At 36.8% G+C, this 15,573-nt stretch carries 14 protein-coding genes, 1 pseudogene and 1 riboswitch; of the genes and pseudogenes, 10 read left to right on the top strand and 5 right to left on the bottom strand.

The genetic code is table 11. From position 1 onward, the window contains the following. Positions 1-55: 55 nt before the first annotated feature. From AC4BB7_RS13895 to AC4BB7_RS13875, 5 genes are all read left to right on the top strand, one after another. The gene (locus tag AC4BB7_RS13895) at positions 56-1,135 is read left to right on the top strand and encodes a WxLIP family cell surface protein (protein ID WP_490483040.1); all 1,080 of its coding nucleotides are present in this window, start codon (positions 56-58) and stop codon (positions 1,133-1,135) included. 24 nt (positions 1,136-1,159) lie between these two features. Next, on the top strand, positions 1,160-1,837 hold the full coding sequence (locus AC4BB7_RS13890; RefSeq protein ID WP_086314058.1) for a hypothetical protein: 678 nt from the start codon (positions 1,160-1,162) through the stop codon (positions 1,835-1,837). Positions 1,838-1,850: 13 nt separating this feature from the next. Further along, positions 1,851-2,477, top strand: coding sequence for a signal peptidase I (lepB, locus tag AC4BB7_RS13885; protein ID WP_490483039.1), 627 nt, complete (start codon positions 1,851-1,853; stop codon positions 2,475-2,477). A 25-nt stretch (positions 2,478-2,502) separates the two neighbouring features. Next, positions 2,503-3,189 carry a winged helix-turn-helix domain-containing protein gene (locus AC4BB7_RS13880; RefSeq protein WP_339099090.1) on the top strand — a complete coding sequence of 229 codons (687 nt, stop codon included), beginning with the start codon at positions 2,503-2,505 and terminating at the stop codon, positions 3,187-3,189. 160 nt (positions 3,190-3,349) lie between these two features. Next, positions 3,350-3,982 carry a hypothetical protein gene (locus AC4BB7_RS13875; protein ID WP_490483419.1) on the top strand — a complete coding sequence of 211 codons (633 nt, stop codon included), beginning with the start codon at positions 3,350-3,352 and terminating at the stop codon, positions 3,980-3,982. A gap of 51 nt (positions 3,983-4,033) precedes the next feature. On the opposite strand, the gene AC4BB7_RS13870 is transcribed toward AC4BB7_RS13875, so the two are convergent. Further along, positions 4,034-5,143 (bottom strand): ABC transporter ATP-binding protein, encoded by a 1,110-nt coding sequence (locus AC4BB7_RS13870; RefSeq protein ID WP_086314054.1) that lies wholly within the window; start codon positions 5,141-5,143, stop codon positions 4,034-4,036. A 185-nt stretch (positions 5,144-5,328) separates the two neighbouring features. Between AC4BB7_RS13870 and mgsA the strand changes: the two genes are divergently transcribed. Together mgsA and AC4BB7_RS13860 are read left to right on the top strand one after the other, a co-directional pair. Beyond that, complete coding sequence (gene mgsA, locus AC4BB7_RS13865; RefSeq protein ID WP_086314053.1) at positions 5,329-5,751, top strand: methylglyoxal synthase; 423 nt, start codon at positions 5,329-5,331, stop codon at positions 5,749-5,751. Between the two features lie 73 nt (positions 5,752-5,824). Next, positions 5,825-5,913, top strand: a riboswitch (THF riboswitch). Between the two features lie 295 nt (positions 5,914-6,208). Continuing rightward, positions 6,209-6,745, top strand: a complete 537-nt coding sequence (locus tag AC4BB7_RS13860; protein WP_490483418.1) for a folate family ECF transporter S component — start codon at positions 6,209-6,211, stop codon at positions 6,743-6,745. A gap of 70 nt (positions 6,746-6,815) precedes the next feature. On the opposite strand, the gene AC4BB7_RS13855 is transcribed toward AC4BB7_RS13860, so the two are convergent. Beyond that, positions 6,816-8,579, bottom strand: coding sequence for an ABC transporter ATP-binding protein (locus AC4BB7_RS13855; protein ID WP_490483417.1), 1,764 nt, complete (start codon positions 8,577-8,579; stop codon positions 6,816-6,818). Continuing rightward, positions 8,576-10,300 (bottom strand): ABC transporter ATP-binding protein, encoded by a 1,725-nt coding sequence (locus AC4BB7_RS13850; protein WP_490483416.1) that lies wholly within the window; start codon positions 10,298-10,300, stop codon positions 8,576-8,578. Before AC4BB7_RS13850 ends, AC4BB7_RS13855 begins: the two co-directional genes overlap by 4 nt. Before the next feature lie 207 nt (positions 10,301-10,507). Here AC4BB7_RS13850 and AC4BB7_RS13845 point away from each other — a divergent pair, with 207 nt between their 5' ends. Both AC4BB7_RS13845 and AC4BB7_RS13840 read left to right on the top strand, forming a co-directional pair. Beyond that, positions 10,508-11,353: a putative ABC transporter permease gene (locus AC4BB7_RS13845; protein WP_490483415.1), complete on the top strand. Its 846-nt coding sequence runs from the start codon at positions 10,508-10,510 to the stop codon at positions 11,351-11,353. A gap of 228 nt (positions 11,354-11,581) precedes the next feature. Further along, entirely contained in the window at positions 11,582-12,754 is a 1,173-nt protein-coding gene (locus AC4BB7_RS13840; protein WP_490483414.1) for a 3D domain-containing protein, read from the top strand. A gap of 25 nt (positions 12,755-12,779) precedes the next feature. Here the strand turns inward: AC4BB7_RS13840 and AC4BB7_RS13835 are convergent. Then, positions 12,780-14,208: pseudogene (locus AC4BB7_RS13835) on the bottom strand (IS1182 family transposase). Positions 14,209-14,453: 245 nt separating this feature from the next. Here AC4BB7_RS13835 and AC4BB7_RS13830 point away from each other — a divergent pair. Next, positions 14,454-15,023 (top strand): GNAT family N-acetyltransferase, encoded by a 570-nt coding sequence (locus tag AC4BB7_RS13830; protein ID WP_490483413.1) that lies wholly within the window; start codon positions 14,454-14,456, stop codon positions 15,021-15,023. A gap of 16 nt (positions 15,024-15,039) precedes the next feature. Here the strand turns inward: AC4BB7_RS13830 and AC4BB7_RS13825 are convergent, their stop codons facing one another. Continuing rightward, the gene (locus AC4BB7_RS13825) at positions 15,040-15,555 is read right to left on the bottom strand and encodes an LURP-one-related/scramblase family protein (protein ID WP_490485156.1); all 516 of its coding nucleotides are present in this window, start codon (positions 15,553-15,555) and stop codon (positions 15,040-15,042) included. Positions 15,556-15,573: the final 18 nt, after the last annotated feature.

Genomic DNA, 15,573 nt, shown 5'->3' with positions numbered 1-15,573 from the left:
GGCAGTTTCTAACTGTCAGCCCTTGTTTATCTTATAAGTAAAGGAAGAAGATCGAATGAAATTAAAACGAACATACATGTTATTTTTGATGATGGCAATGATAAGCATCATCAGTACCAATCACTATACATATGCCAACGAACCCTCCGCACAAGATGCACAAGGGGCAACAGGTTTTTATTATGAACTCAATTATCCAGAGAATCAGAAAGAAGAAAATGGGTACTTTGATTTGAAGATGACACCAGGACAAAAACAAGAAGTCAGCCTCTTGATGAAAAATTTAGGGGAGAAAGAGTTAACGATCGGTATCAGCTTGAATGGTACAAGAACGAACTCTAGTGGTGTGATTGAATATGGCCCTAGCCAAATTGAAAAAGATGCGTCGTTAAAATTTGATTTTGTGGATTTAGTGAACGCCCCTGAAACAGTCACCTTAGCGCCTAAAGAAGAGAAAACGGTCCCGATTACGATTACAATGCCGGAAACGTCATATGATGGGATTATTGTTGGCGGAATTCAATTAAAAACGATTGAAGGGGAGAACCAAGAAGAAAAACCCGCAAAAGAAGGGGCGAATATCGCCAATAAATATGCCTATGTCATTGCGATGGTGTTACAAGAAACAGACAAAGAAGTCAAACCAGAACTAGCCTTGAACAAAGTAGAAGTAGGCCAATTCAATTATCGTAATACGATTTTTGTGGATGTCTCCAATACTCAGGCAGCATTTTTACGAAAATTATCAATGGAAGTCCAAATAACGCCAAAAGGCAAAGCGGAAGTGCTATACGAAACCAAGAAATCAAGCATTAATATCGCCCCCAACACCTTTTTGCATTTCCCCGTTACGATGAATGGGGAAAAGATGGTGCCAGGAACCTATACAGCGAATATCCTTGCGAAAGCTGGGGATCAAAAATGGACATGGCAGGAAGACTTCACCATTACAGACGAACAAGCAGATAAATTTAACCAAGATGATGTCGATTTAGTGCGGGAAAAAGGCGTGAATTGGCCCTTGATCATAGGGGTAGCGGTAGGAATATTTGTGATCGTCATTGGTCTTATTGGCGGAATCCGTTTCGTGAATACCAAAAAGAAGAAAACAGAAAGAAAAAACAGAAAGAAATAGACCGAAGTAAGGTAGGGTAAAGAAATGACTGTATTGGAAATAACCATACTCGTCCTTCTAACATTGACGATACTGAGCGGATTGCTTTTCCTTCTGTGCGTATTGATTTCTGTCAAACTAACCAAAGAAGCCAAACAACTGGCAAAAAAACGAGGAAAAGGGGCCAAACGAAAACGACAACTTGCTCGAAAACGGAAACACTTACAAGGACAAAAGAAGAAAAACAAGCGTCGAACACTCCTTTTTTTGGTCGTCACGTTTCTATTTTTTGGGGGAAGTCAATTGGTAGCCTATTACCAATCAATGAGCCTAAGTCATGAAGATGAAGAGTCCGTTGTAAAAAGTTACTTTTTATTGAATGATTTTGATGAGCAGTTGGAAAAGGCGAAAACAGAAAGTGAACGTAAGGAAAAACTAGATGGAAATATCCGCTACTTAGCGAGCGCTATTACGAGTTATGGTGCGAATCGAGCGAGTGATTTGAACACAGAAGAAGGTCAGTTGATCTTGAATCGTTACTATAAGGCGATGTTGGATCTTGGCACGAATGCGATGCGCATGACGGATGGTTTTTATGGGAATGAAGAAGTGATCGCAGGGTATCAAGAAGATATCAACCGAATACGTGGGTACCAAAAGAAAGTCTTTGAATTGTACAAAGTCGATGAAGCAGCCCTAAAAAAAGCCAAAAGCAATTCTTGAGTAGGATCGGATCATGAGCGCAAAAAAACAAACAGGTAAACCGAAGAACAAACGATCTAGAAATAGTCAATCCATTCAGCGAACGAAGAAGAACAAGCAGGCACTAAACAAACTAGTTCGTCGTAAAAAGCGGAATAGACTGTTTATAGAAGTAATCTGTGGTATGGGCCTCCTTATTTTATTGATATATGCACAATCTTATTTCTTCTTCAGTTTAGCGAAAGTCGACAGCTACGCAATGAGTCCCACCTTGAAACTGGGGGAGTATGTCTTGATTGAAAAACAAGCCCCCATTCAGCGTCAAGCGATCGTGTTGATTAAACGCAAAAGTGCACAGAAATCAGAGTTAAGACGTATTATTGGGTTGCCCACAGAAAAAATAGCCTATCAAAATGACCAACTGTTCATAAATGAAGAAGAACGAGCAGAACCGTTTATCGCTTCGGAAAAAAAAGCGGCGTTTGAGAATGGCTTTGTCTACACGAAAGATTTTAGTTTCTATGAATTAACTGGAGTTGAAACCATCCCAAAAGATACCTATTTTGTGATGGGAGATAACCGCTTGTATTCAACGGATAGTCGAGAGTACAGTGTGATAAAAAAAGAAGAGATTATTGGTGTGGTGAATACAAGTCGGTAATAAGAGAGGTGGAGAGGAGAATAAGATGTACAGAGTAGGAATAGTGACGTTTGGAGAAGAGAACCTGAATGACGTACAATGGCCAAACGAGTGGCAAGTGGGAGTCATTGACACACAAGAACCGTTAGAAAAAAATACGTATGATTTACTTCTTTTTTATGAACAATCGATGGAACAGATTGCGAAGATTTGCGAATATATATTGCATACAAGAAAAGTGACCAATGCCTTATTATGGGTTTGGACAACGTTAGAAAGCGAAAGTACCCGAAAAGTTTACCGAAGTTTGGGAGTCGATGGAGTAGTGACGGATCAATTGACGGTAGAAGAGTGGTTACTGACACTGACGAATCATTTAAATCGTTTTAAGACGAAAGGAACGCCCCGAGAGGAAGAGCCTTTTGTGAAAGCACCAGCAGGAGAGATCTTGCTTAATGGAAGAAATAGCACAGTAAAGATCGGGGATCAAAAAGCGATACGGTTAACCCGATTAGAATACCAAGTATTGGACTTATTATATCGAAATGCGGGACAAGTAGTAACGTATGAGGAAATCTGGGAAGAGATATGGCAACAAGACGGAGAAGAGTCTAATCTATATCGAGTCAGTAATATCATTTTTCACCTACGAAGTAAAATCGAACAAGATATCAAACAACCCAAAGTGATTAAAACAGTTCGTTCTAGAGGTTATTGGTTGGATAAGGTTTAAAAGTATAATTCTAGAAAAGTGAAAATAGTTGCTCTATAACGTTGTATGTTACATAGTAGCTATTTTTTAGAATAAAAAACCACGAAAGTGTCTTGACACATTCGTGGTTTTTCCGTAGAATGAATAGTGTCATATATGTCAAGACACATCGGAGGGCAACATGAAAAGAAATTCAGTTAGACATTTAACAATTGCAGCGTTATTGGTTGCTATGGGGATTATTATTCCTATGGTCATGCCAAGAATTACGATAGGACCTGCTTCTTTTACATTAGCGAGTCATGTTCCACTATTTTTAGCGATGTTTTTTTCACCAGGAGTAGCGATTGCCGTTAGTTTAGGTACAGGTTTTGGTTTCTTTCTATCTGCGACACCGATTATTGCATTAAGAGCACTTTCTCATTTACTTTTTGCAGTTATAGGTGCATTTTATTTACAGAAGCATCCCACGATTGTTTTATCTAAAAATAAGTTTGTTTTGTTCAATGGTCGCTTCCAATTATTTAATTTTATGATAGGCTTAATACATTCTGCTGCTGAATTAGCTGTAGTAAGTGTTTTTTATACAATGGGAAATATGCCGGAAACGTATTATACACAAGGATATATGTACTCGATCTTTTTGTTGATGGGAATTGGCGGATTGATCCATAGTTTGATTGATTACAACATTGCTTATTTTGTAGCAAATGCATTAAGCAAACAATTTAATATTCCAATATTTAGTCAGGCTAAAAAATTGGAACAAGCAAAAGTAGACAGTCTTCCCCAAGAGGCTGAAACGCTGATATAAAAAAGATGAGTAGCGAATTTTTACGCTACTCATCTTTTTTGTGCATAGGAATTACGGTAACTTAATCACTTGCTCAGTTTCTGGATCAAAGAAGTGAGCTTTATTGATATTAAATGCTAAATCAACCATTTCTTCTGGTTTGTGGAAATCACGAGCGTCTACTTTTGAGATGAATTCTGTATCGCCTAATTTGGTATAAAGCATTGTTTCAGCTCCTAATAGTTCAGATACAACAACTTCAGAACGGACAACAGCGTCATTCATTGTATCCAAGGCAACTTGTTCACTGTGGATATCTTCTGGTCTGATCCCAAAAATAACTGATTTACCTTCATAACCTTTTTCAACTAATAATTTATTTTTCCCTTCTGGAATCATCAATTCTAATCCATGGCCGTCACGAATGACACCATTGTTCAATGTGACGTTAAAGAAGTTCATAGCTGGCGAGCCAATAAAGCCTGCGACAAATATATTGTTAGGAGTATTATATACTTCTTTAGGTGAACCTATTTGTTGGATAAACCCATCTTTCATGATAACGATTCGATCGGCCATGGTCATAGCTTCTGTTTGATCATGAGTAACATAAACCGTTGTAGTTTCTAAACGACGGTGCAATTTTGCGATTTCTGCACGCATGGCTACACGTAATTTTGCATCTAGGTTAGATAGAGGTTCATCCATCAAGAATACTTTTGCATCTCGAACAATCGCTCTACCTAGCGCAACACGTTGGCGCTGACCACCAGATAAGGCTGCTGGTTTACGATGTAAATAGTCAGTTAAACCTAAGATTTCACCTGCATTTTCAACACGTTTTTTGATTTCCGCTTTATCGTATTTGCGTAATTTCAACCCAAAGGCCATATTATCAAAAACAGTCATATGAGGATATAATGCATAGTTTTGGAAAACCATTGCGATGTCACGATCTTTTGGTGCCACATCATTCATTACTTTATCACCAATAGTAAGTTCACCGTCTGTAATATCTTCTAGACCTGCAATCATTCTTAGCGTTGTCGACTTACCACAACCAGAAGGGCCAACAAAAACAATAAACTCTCGGTCTGCAATCTCTAGATTAAAATCTGTTACAGAATAATTCTCTGCATTATCATATTTTTTATAGACATGTTTTAATGCCATTTCTACCATTGTCGTCACTCTTTTCTTTATTTTGTATCTTTAGTATAAATGAAAGCGCTATACATCCTCAACGGAAGGTTGCACAAGAAAAAATCTATTTATTCGTCAAAGTGACAAACAAGCAATCATTCCTTTAACTTTATAAGGGAAGACTTTGTTATAATGAGGAAAAGAACTGAATTGAGGGATCGACGATGAAAATTGCATTGATAGCACATGATCGAAAAAAAGAATTAATGGTTAAATTAACATTGGCTTATCAACCTATACTGAAAGAACACGAATTATTTGCAACAGGAACCACTGGATTAAAGGTTTCAGAAGCAACTGGATTGCCTGTTCATCGATTTAAGTCTGGACCTTTAGGTGGGGATCAGCAAATCGGGGCAATGATTTCAGAGGATAAGTTGGATATGGTGATATTTTTACGAGATCCATTGGCGGCACAACCACACGAACCAGATGTTACGGCGTTGATTCGTTTAAGTGATGTTTATGAGATCCCTTTGGCAACCAATATTGGGACGGCAGAAATTTTATTGAGAGGATTACAGGCTGGTTTTGCGGATTTCAGAAATGTAGTTCATGAGCTAGATAATAAGCCCTTGTCGTTTTAACTCTTTTTATTCAAACTTAGTTGCAGCAATGTGGGGAATATGCTATATTGCCTTTAGGCTTAGGCCTAAATAAAACAGAGTAGGAAATAAAGCGTTAAGTGCTGGAAGGATGGGATGTTGCCTTTCGGACGAAGAATATATGAAAACAGTGATCTAGCTGTACGAACTAGCTTCTTGGAAAAAAGATAAAATATGATTGTGACCGAAAGCATCACATTCCTATTTTCCTATTTTTCAGTCGAAGCTGAGCCAGTTCGTTACACTTTTCTATGATCTAGCTGCACGAACCATCCCTTTAGGAAAATAGATAAAGTATCAGTGAAACAAAAAGCGTTTCAATGCTACTTTCCTAATTTTCAAAAGAGATAACCAGTTCGTTCCGCTTTTCTATATTCGCGGTTTTGTTTTCGCATTCGCTGCATATTTTGTGTAGCAGCTCTTAGAGGAGATGCTAGAAATGAAGAAAAGAAAAATTGATACCAGAACTATTACGCTGATGAGTTTGTTGATTGCGTTAATGGTCGTTTTCACACGATTTATTTCGTTTGAGACCCAGTTTTTACGAATTAGTTTGACCTTTATTCCAGAATCACTGATGGCCATTCTTTTTGGTCCGTTCTGGACAGGGATTGGTAGTGCAGTAGCTGACACAGTCGGTATGCTGTTATTTCCTAAAGGACCTTATTTTCCTGGTTTTACATTAAATGCCTTTATTTCTGGTGCGATTTATGGGTTCTTTTATTACAAGAAAGATCTAACATGGAAACGAGTAATCATGGCGACATTGTCCGTTACGTTGATTATTCATATGTTCTTGACGCCTTTGTGGTTAGGATTAATGTATGGTGTGAATATCTCCAATCTCGCTTGGTGGGCACCTAGAATTGTGAAGAATATCATCTTTTTCCCGATCCAAGTAGTTGCCACATATTATTTAGGAAATAAAGTTCCGTATAAACAATTTTTGAAGAAATCATTGACTAATTTAAAATAAAAAAGAGCCCTCAACTTTCCAACATCCCAAGGAAGTGTGAGGGCTTTTTGGTATTCTTTGATTTAATGAGTCACAATTGATTTTTAAATTGTGCTTCATATAATGCATGGTAAAACCCATCTTTTTTATTAATCAACTCATCATGACTGCCGATCTCGACAACAGAACCTTGTTCCATCACTAGAATTTTATCCGCATTTTTAATTGTTGAAAGTCGATGAGCAATTACGAAACTAGTACGACCGTCCATCATTTGTAAGAAGGCATCTTGAATCTTTTTTTCGGTCAGAGTATCAACTGAACTAGTTGCTTCATCTAAAATCAACATAGGCGGATCACTAATCATTGTTCTAGCTATCGTCATCAATTGTCTTTGGCCTTCGGAGATTTTGATTCCACTGGCACCAATCAAAGTATCTAACCCTTCAGGCAAACGAGTAACAAAATCAAAGATATACGCTTTTTTCATAGCAGTTTCAATTTGTTCATCTGTTGCACTAGGATTACCATAAGTCAAATTATCCCGAATCGTACTATCGAATAGCCAAGTATCTTGTAAAACCATACCAAAGCTTTTTCGTAAACTGTCTCGAGTGACTTGAGTGATTTTATGACCATCAATTGAAATTTGACCTTTATCTACCTCATAAAAACGCATCAGTAAATTGACTAGAGTTGATTTTCCAGCTCCGGTTTGTCCGACAATGGCAATTGTTTCACCAGGTAAGGCAGTTAGATTAAAGTTTTGGATCAATGGTTTTGACGGAGTATACGAGAAATCCACTTGCTCGAATGTTACTTTTCCAATAACGTCGTTTAAAACGAATGCATGCTTGCCATCAGGTTTTTCTTCAGGCTGGTTGATGATTTCAAATGTCCGATCTAATCCTGCTAAAGCGGTTTGAATTTGGGTCGTGATTCCAGATAATTCGATAAAGGGCTTAGAAAATTGACTGGAATAAATCGTGAAACTAGAAATCACCCCGATCGTGATTGCTTGATTCCCGCTTAATAACAATAAGCCACCGACAAGACCGATTGACAAGTACGCTAAATGATCGATAAAGCGAGACAGTGGATTTGTAAGTGAAGAGGAGAACTGAGCTTTTTGCCCGCGTACATACAATTCTTGATTCAAAGATTCAAAGTGTTGCTGAGAAACATTTTCTTGTTGGAACGCTTTGACTATTTTTTGATTTCCAACCATTTCAGAAACAAAACCAGAAATTTCGCCTACGATTTTTTGTTGAGCAGAAAAATTTTTCTGAGATGATTTTGCGACTGCCCAGTTGACTAGAAAAATGATCGGAGTGGCTATCAAAACCACTGCTGTAAGAATTGGGCTAAGTTTTAACATAAAGAAAAAGGCAATAATCACAACAGATAGTCCTGAAAATAATTGGTTAAAAACAGCAGAGCAAGCTACTGAAATATTATCCATATCGTTTGTAAAGCGGCTGACAATGTTTCCGTGAGAAGTTTGATCATAATAATTTAATGGTAGCCGGTTTAAATGAGCGAATGCATCTTTTCGTAATTCTGCAACAGAAAGATAGGAAACCCAGTTACCTAAACGTTGAATCAACCATTGGCTGATAACTGTAATAATTAAAATTCCTGCTAAAGTACTAAGTAATCGTAATAGCATTATGAAATCAACATTTCCTTCTGCAATCATTGTATCAACGGATTTCCCCATATAATAAGTCATCAAAACCGTGGTCAGTCCACTAAGAATACCAAGAACAATTGCCGCAATCATTTCCTTAGGATATCGGAGCAGATAAGGCATGAAACGATTAAATGAATTGGTAGATATTTTTTTCGTTGTCATGAGTTACTTTCCTCCTCTTGTGAAGCAACGATTTCTCGATAGGCTTCAGAATGGCGTAATAATTCTTCATGGGTTCCTAACCCGACTTGCTTGCCACTAGCCAAAACTAAAATTTGATCGGCTTGTTGTATTGAACTGATTCGTTGAGAGATCAGAATCAATGTAGTTTCTTTTAGATCTTGACGCAAGGCAGTTCGTAAATTTAAATCTGTTTGATAATCTAAGGCGCTCAAAGAATCATCTAAGATCAAAACATCAGGCTTATGGATCAAGGCACGCGCAATCGTCAAACGTTGTTTTTGACCGCCAGAAAAATTTTTCCCACCTTCATAGACTTGTGTATCTAAGCCCGCGCTTAACGTTTCAACAAACTCTTTGCATTGAGCGGTTTCTAATGCTTGCCAACATTCTTCATCCGTAGCGTTTTCTTTGCCCCATTGAAGATTTTCTCGAATTGTTCCTGTAAATAAAATTGCAGTTTGAGGTGTGACTGCGATTTTTTTGCGTAGTTTATCTATAGGCCAGTCACGAACATTGATTCCATCAACAAATAAGTTGCCTTCACTTGTGTCATAAAAACGGGGAATCAACTGAGTTAAAGTGCTTTTCCCACCACCAGTTGGACCCGTGATACCTAGGACAGAATTTGCTGGAATCTTCAAAGAAACATCCGTCAAAGCTAACCCCGCAGAAGGTTGATAACGAAAGGAGACGTGATCGAATAAGATTCCCTTTGTTTGCTCCTTAACAGTGATTTCTGAATTTTTTGATTGAATACTCGGAACAACAGATAGGACTTCACTAACTCTTGAAGCGGATGCTGAGGCTCGAGTAAAAATGATAACCAGATTGGACACAACGATTAAAGCTAATAGCATTTGGTTCATATAATTGATCAAAGCCAACACTTCACCTTGTTGTAATCCTCCAATCTCTACTTTGATACCGCCAAGGTAAAGCAAGGCCAGAATACCAAGATTCATCACTAAGGTAGTGGCAGGTGTAAGCAAAGCTGAAATGTTAGAAACACGAATATAAATAGAAGAAAGGTCATCTGTTACGTCATTGACATGCTTTTCTTCTGTTTTTTTTCTAGCAAAGGCTCTAATGACTCTAACACCACTCAAATTTTGACTGATTTGTCGGTTTAACAAATCCAGTTTTTCTTGAACTTTTTTATATAAAGGCACTGTCGTTTTTATAATGAAATAAAGAATAAGACAAAAAATCGGTAACATAAGAAGAAAAATCAGTCCCATTTGCACATTGATATAAAAAGCCATAATAACAGAACCAATACTTAAAAATGGTGCACGGATTACGAGGCGAATCAGCATTGCCAAAGCCAATTGCAATTGATTAATGTCATTTGTCATGCGTGTAATCAAGGTATCTGTTCCAAAACTGTTTAATTCAGCATGGGAAAGCTGATTGATTTTTTTCATCAATTGATTTCTTAATTCTGTTCCAAATCCTTGTGAAGCAATAGATGAATAATATTGACAGATCATTACACAAATCAACCCGATGATTGACATCAAAAGCATCCAACCTGCCATTTGAAGCACGTAAGACCGGTCGTTATTTCTAATTCCCTGATCAACTAAACGAGCCATAAATAAGGGTAAAACTAATTCAAAACAAGCTTCCAAAAACTTGAAAAATGGACCGAGAATAATTTGTTTGCGGTATTTCTTTGCATATGTGAGTAAACTAAACATGGGTTTCCTCCTAAATTTAAAAGCTGAGCAGGATTATTCAACGAGGCATCTTTCCCCTGATTCAGCAGCGCTCTTTTTTCTGAGAGATGATCTTATAAGATTTCCCTTCTATTGTATATCAATCTCATCTGAGAATAAAGTTGCTCGCATTAAACCACATTTATTTGATACAATAACTAGTAAATGCTATTTCTAAGGAGAAAAAATATGAATGAATTTATCAAAATTGTCTTATTATTTTTCATCTACTCATTTATTGGTTGGCTTTGGGAGACTGTTTATTGCTCAATAAAGGCAAGAAAATTTGTATATCGCGGTTTTTTGATCGGTCCTTATTGTCCGATTTATGGTTTTGGCATTTTAAGTGTTCTTTATTTCTTAGAGCCGTTAAAGCAAGATATTGTGGTTTTATACTTACTTTCAACAATTCTGGTAACTATTTTGGAGTATATTACGAGTTACGGCTTGGAAAAGCTATTTCACGCTTCCTGGTGGGACTATAAAGATGTACCATTAAATATCAATGGTCGTGTGGCATTACCTGTTTCACTTTTTTGGGGAATCGGTTGTGTCTTGATTGTACGTGTCATCCATCCAAAAGTAATGGTATTAGAAGAATTTTTATCTGAAAAATTTGGTATTGTTTTGCCAATTATTTTATTGCTTCTTATTATAAGCGATTTAATCTATACGCTCATCAATATGCAATCATTCAAAAAAGTCACAGCGCAAATCAGTATGGCAGTAGAAGAGCGGAAACATGAATTAGCGGCTACATTGAATGAAAAGCGTGATGAACTTTCAGCTAATTTTACGGAGCTAAAGCAATCTGTATCAGAAGAACTCAATGATAGAAAGCAGCTAAAAACAGCCGAGCATCTATCTTGGTTAGAAGACTTCAAAGATAGTCCAGCGATCAAAAAATTATTGACCCATATGGACTTCAATCAGAAACGTTGGGTGCGAAATTATCCTAATTTGAAGTTGAAAAAGGTGAAAAACTCTTCCGAAGTTCAAGAAATCATCAATAAAAACAAAAATAAAACTGACTAATTTCTGTTTAGTATAACAGTATGTTTTTGTGTGCTATAACGGATATAAACGTTGATATGATTGGTTTTATTCGTAGGTTTTGGAAATGGAAAGGGATAGATGAAAGGCAGGAATGTTACAGAAAAAAGGGTGTTTTCGCTAAAACGTAACAAATTGTAACACTATTGAAATAAAATAAGCTCTATAGATTAGTATAATAGGTGGAGTTGGATTTAGTTAGGAAAGGTGTTGGATTCAGTGAAAGTAAAAAAATTGATACCATTTTTAGCTGCTATCATGCTAGTAAATGTCGCTCTTCCAATTGGTGCCGCAGCAGAGTCATTAGACGAGCTGAAGGACAAAGAAGCACAAACTGCTCAAGCGGGAGAATCACTTAGCGAAGATATCAATACAGCTTTGAATGATGTTAATGAAAAATACGCTGAAATTGAAAAACTCAAAGTAGATATTTCAAAAGCTGAAGAAACAATCAAGAACTCTGAAGCTGAAATTACAGTGACAGAACAAAGCATTGCACGCCGTAAAGAAGTTGTTGGAAATCGAATGAAAGATGTCCAACTAAGTGGGGAACAACGTACATGGCAAGTATTATTAGATGCTGAAAGTGTATCAGATTTCTTTAATAAAGCGTATGCGATGACTATTTTACAAAATGCAGAAAAAGAAAAAATAGATCGACTTTCTAAAGATAAAGAAAAATTGTCTGAACTTCAAGAAACTGTAAAGAATAAACAAGAAGAATTACAAACCAACGAATCAAAATTACAGGATGAAGCATCAGCAATGGATGAACAAGTTGTAGCTTTAAAACAGCAATTATCTGATAATCAAGTAGCATTGCAACAAATTGCTAGCCAAAAACAAACAGAAGAAAAACGCATCAGTGATGAGAAGAAAGCCGCTGCAGCTCGTAAAAAACAAGCTATTGCGGAAGAAGCTCAAAGAAAAGCTGACGCTACTGCTTCTTCAAGTTCAAGTAGCAATTCATCATCAAGTAGCGAGTCAAGTAGCAGCTCTTCAAGTTCTAGCAGTGAAGAACAACCTGTTGTTACACCACCATCACAACCAGATGAAACACCAAATCCTGGTGGAGATACTGGTAATGGAGGCGCTAATGGCCGGGTACTTTACATGCAGTCAACGGCGTATTCATGGAGAGAAGCTGGTTCTGGTTTCATCACAGCAACTGGAATTGATCTTCGTTCACAAAGTAATGTGATCGCAGTTGATCCGAGTGTGATCCCACTAGGATCATTTGTTGAAGTAGAAGGATACGGATTTGCGGTTGCTGGAGACACTGGTGGCGCAATCAAAGGTAACATCATTGATGTACATTTCCCGACAGTTGACCAGTGTTTAATTTGGGGACGCAGAAATAATGTTAAAGTTACGATTCAATAAAAAAACCGTTAGATTAATCTAACGGTCAGACTGTAGACAAAAAGGAGTTGGTAATTAAACCAGCTCCTTTTGGCTATCCTATACTTAATTTTGAAACGAAAAGCTATAGGCTTTTCTTCTTTCCATAGCCATGTAGCCAGTTTCTTTAAATTCATGGTAGCAAACGTAAGCATCGTATGCGTGGCGACTTTTTCAATCCCTCGATAGTTCGTCCAACGCATCCCATGCTTCTCTTTTGCATCTGCAAATATTCGTTCAATGGTTTGTTTTCTCTTTTTGTAGATTTCTTTATTCAACGCTGTATGGCGCTGGTGCTCAAGTTCGTCCATCAGATCAGCCCAAATATGTCGAGTCACAACTTTTTGATGTGTTGCGCTCAATGTACAAGTTTTAAGTAACGGGCAGCTCATACAGAATTTTGGATTTGATTTATATGTCCTATAGCCCTCACGAGTAATTGTTGAAAATAGCAACGGTTGATTATTAGGGCATAAATAACAATCAAAATAGTCATCATAGACAAAGTCATTTTTACGAAACATCCCTTTCACACCATGAGGTGCAGTATAGGGAAGAACTGGATAAAGGTTCAAGTGTGTCAGAAAATGAACAAATTTCGGATTTTTATATCCCGCATCAGCGACAACACGTTTTATATTTGGAAAAGCTCTTTTTGACTGTTTAACCAGAGTAATTGCGACTTGACTATCATGTACATTTCCTGGTGTGACTAGCGTAGATAAGACAAATCCATTGTCATCGCAAGAAGTGTGTGCAGAATAAGCAAATTGTTTTTCTCGTTCGCTTTTAACATAGTAACCACTTTCTGGGTCTGAATAACTTATTTTTCGAAGACTCAACTCACTTTCTGTGTCCCATGTAAAAGGGCGTTTTCCCGTCGCAATACGTTCTTTATTTATTTCATCTTCTAATTCATCTTGATAGGCTTTTGCTTGACTGTAGGTCATTTCTTTCGTGAATTTATGTTTATTGGCATTTGCTTTGATATGAGTAGAATCAATATAAAGGTTGTCTTCCGTAACAAAACCAGCTTTTACAGCTTGTTCTAGAATATGAGAGAAAATGTCTTCAAACAAAGTGGTTTCTCTGAATCTTCGGACATAATTTTTACCGAATGTGGAGAAATGAGGGACTTTTTCGTTAAAAGAAAAGCCTAAAAACCAACGATAAGCAACATTTGTTTCGACTTCTTTAATTGTCTGTCTCATCGAACGAATACCAAATAAATATTGGATAAAAACTAATTTAATTAAGATCACCGGGTCAATACTAGGGCGACCTAAGGTCGAATAGGTAGATTCTACAATGGGATAAATAAAATCAAATTGAATCGCGGCATCAATTTTTCGAACTAGGTGATCTTTCGGTACAAGATCATCAAGCGTTAACACAGCAAATTGATTTCTACCTTCAACAGATTGTTTTTTCATCATTAGAATCACTCCCAAAATAGTTTATACAATTAGTATAAAACAAAAAAACTGTAAACAACACTCCAAATTTAGGCGTTTGTCTACAGTCTGAAGACACTCATTGAGTGTCTTTTTTTGTGCTTATGGAAGCGAGAGAAGGAATTATACTATTTTTTTATTTATTAAAACAAATTAAAAAAAAAGTGAATGTAATGCATTAGAATAAAATAAATGTTACACTTCAATAAAGAAAGTGAGGAATAACAATGATTCGTTTTGCAACAAAAGAAGACGGAGAGGCTATTGCTCCGTTAATTTTAGTTATTTTAAAAGATATGGAATTACCATTATTAGAAATTATTCCAGAAGAAACACTTTTGGCGGTTTTAGCCGAAGCTGTGGCAGATCCAACTTATCGTTATGGCTATAAACGAGGATTGGTTTATGAAGAAGATGGAGAAGTAGCAGGAATTGCATTTGGCTACCCAAATGAAGATGAGCCTATTATTGATGAGCCGTTAAAAAAAGTTTTACGTAAATACAATTTGGATGAAGAAATCAGAATATTCATTGATCCTGAAACCTTGCCAGATGAATGGTATTTAGATTCGATTTCTGTTAATGAAAAGCATCGTGGCTCAGGGATTGGTTCTAAATTATTAGATGCTTTGCCACAAATGGCTAAAAGAGATGGCAAAGAAATTATTGGATTGAGTGTGGATAAAGGAAATCCTAATGCTAAAAAATTGTATAGTCGTAAAGGCTTTAAAGATGTTGCTGAGATGATGATTAGTGGTCATCTTTACGATCATATGCAGAAAAAAATCAGCGAATAATATTCGCTGATTTTTTTTAGCAAGTTCCCCAACCTGCGATCGGTTTATGATGTTGATTTTTCTTCCGATTATATAACCAATAATCCAACACAGCAGCAACACAAATGCATAATGGAGCATCTTCATCGTTTGTAACCACCAAACTAAAATAATCACCAGAAAAAAGAGTGGCTTTACTCATTTCCATAATTTTATGGTTGACCTGGTAGATAGAGTAGCGATGATTTTTTATATCACCTAAAACAGTCCAATGCATATGCTGGATATAATAAAAATCAGCATTTAAATTTAGGATTTTTCTTAAAACGCCAACTTTTTCAAATCCTTTGTATAATTCAAATCTTGATCCAAAGGCAAAAGATGTTTGTCTGATACTTGCAACTAACTCACCGTTCATCGTGTATAAAGAAAGTGCATCGCCACGCGTCCCCCAACGTCCAACAAGTAAGAAAATGGACTTGCCGTCTTCGTCTTTGACAAGGGTTCTAGTGACTTTACTCAATTGTTGTTCTTGGATAAAAAACTCAGACACCATATCTCACCTCTTTTC

Source organism: Enterococcus sp. AAFC-DPL-5182, assembly GCF_058216605.1.
Note: the sequence above shows the minus strand (reverse complement) of the source record. Positions and strands in the feature narration are given on the sequence as shown.

What these genes read in the sequence shown, in the direction of transcription:
- AC4BB7_RS13895 (WP_490483040.1), top strand. Translation starts at nt 56, where the DNA reads ATGAAATTAAAACGAACATACATGTTATTTTTGATGATGGCAATGATA.
- AC4BB7_RS13890 (WP_086314058.1), top strand. Translation starts at nt 1,160, where the DNA reads ATGACTGTATTGGAAATAACCATACTCGTCCTTCTAACATTGACGATA.
- lepB (WP_490483039.1), top strand. Translation starts at nt 1,851, where the DNA reads ATGAGCGCAAAAAAACAAACAGGTAAACCGAAGAACAAACGATCTAGA.
- AC4BB7_RS13880 (WP_339099090.1), top strand. Translation starts at nt 2,503, where the DNA reads ATGTACAGAGTAGGAATAGTGACGTTTGGAGAAGAGAACCTGAATGAC.
- AC4BB7_RS13875 (WP_490483419.1), top strand. Translation starts at nt 3,350, where the DNA reads ATGAAAAGAAATTCAGTTAGACATTTAACAATTGCAGCGTTATTGGTT.
- AC4BB7_RS13870 (WP_086314054.1), bottom strand. Translation starts at nt 5,143, where the DNA reads ATGGTAGAAATGGCATTAAAACATGTCTATAAAAAATATGATAATGCA.
- mgsA (WP_086314053.1), top strand. Translation starts at nt 5,329, where the DNA reads ATGAAAATTGCATTGATAGCACATGATCGAAAAAAAGAATTAATGGTT.
- AC4BB7_RS13860 (WP_490483418.1), top strand. Translation starts at nt 6,209, where the DNA reads ATGAAGAAAAGAAAAATTGATACCAGAACTATTACGCTGATGAGTTTG.
- AC4BB7_RS13855 (WP_490483417.1), bottom strand. Translation starts at nt 8,579, where the DNA reads ATGACAACGAAAAAAATATCTACCAATTCATTTAATCGTTTCATGCCT.
- AC4BB7_RS13850 (WP_490483416.1), bottom strand. Translation starts at nt 10,300, where the DNA reads ATGTTTAGTTTACTCACATATGCAAAGAAATACCGCAAACAAATTATT.
- AC4BB7_RS13845 (WP_490483415.1), top strand. Translation starts at nt 10,508, where the DNA reads ATGAATGAATTTATCAAAATTGTCTTATTATTTTTCATCTACTCATTT.
- AC4BB7_RS13830 (WP_490483413.1), top strand. Translation starts at nt 14,454, where the DNA reads ATGATTCGTTTTGCAACAAAAGAAGACGGAGAGGCTATTGCTCCGTTA.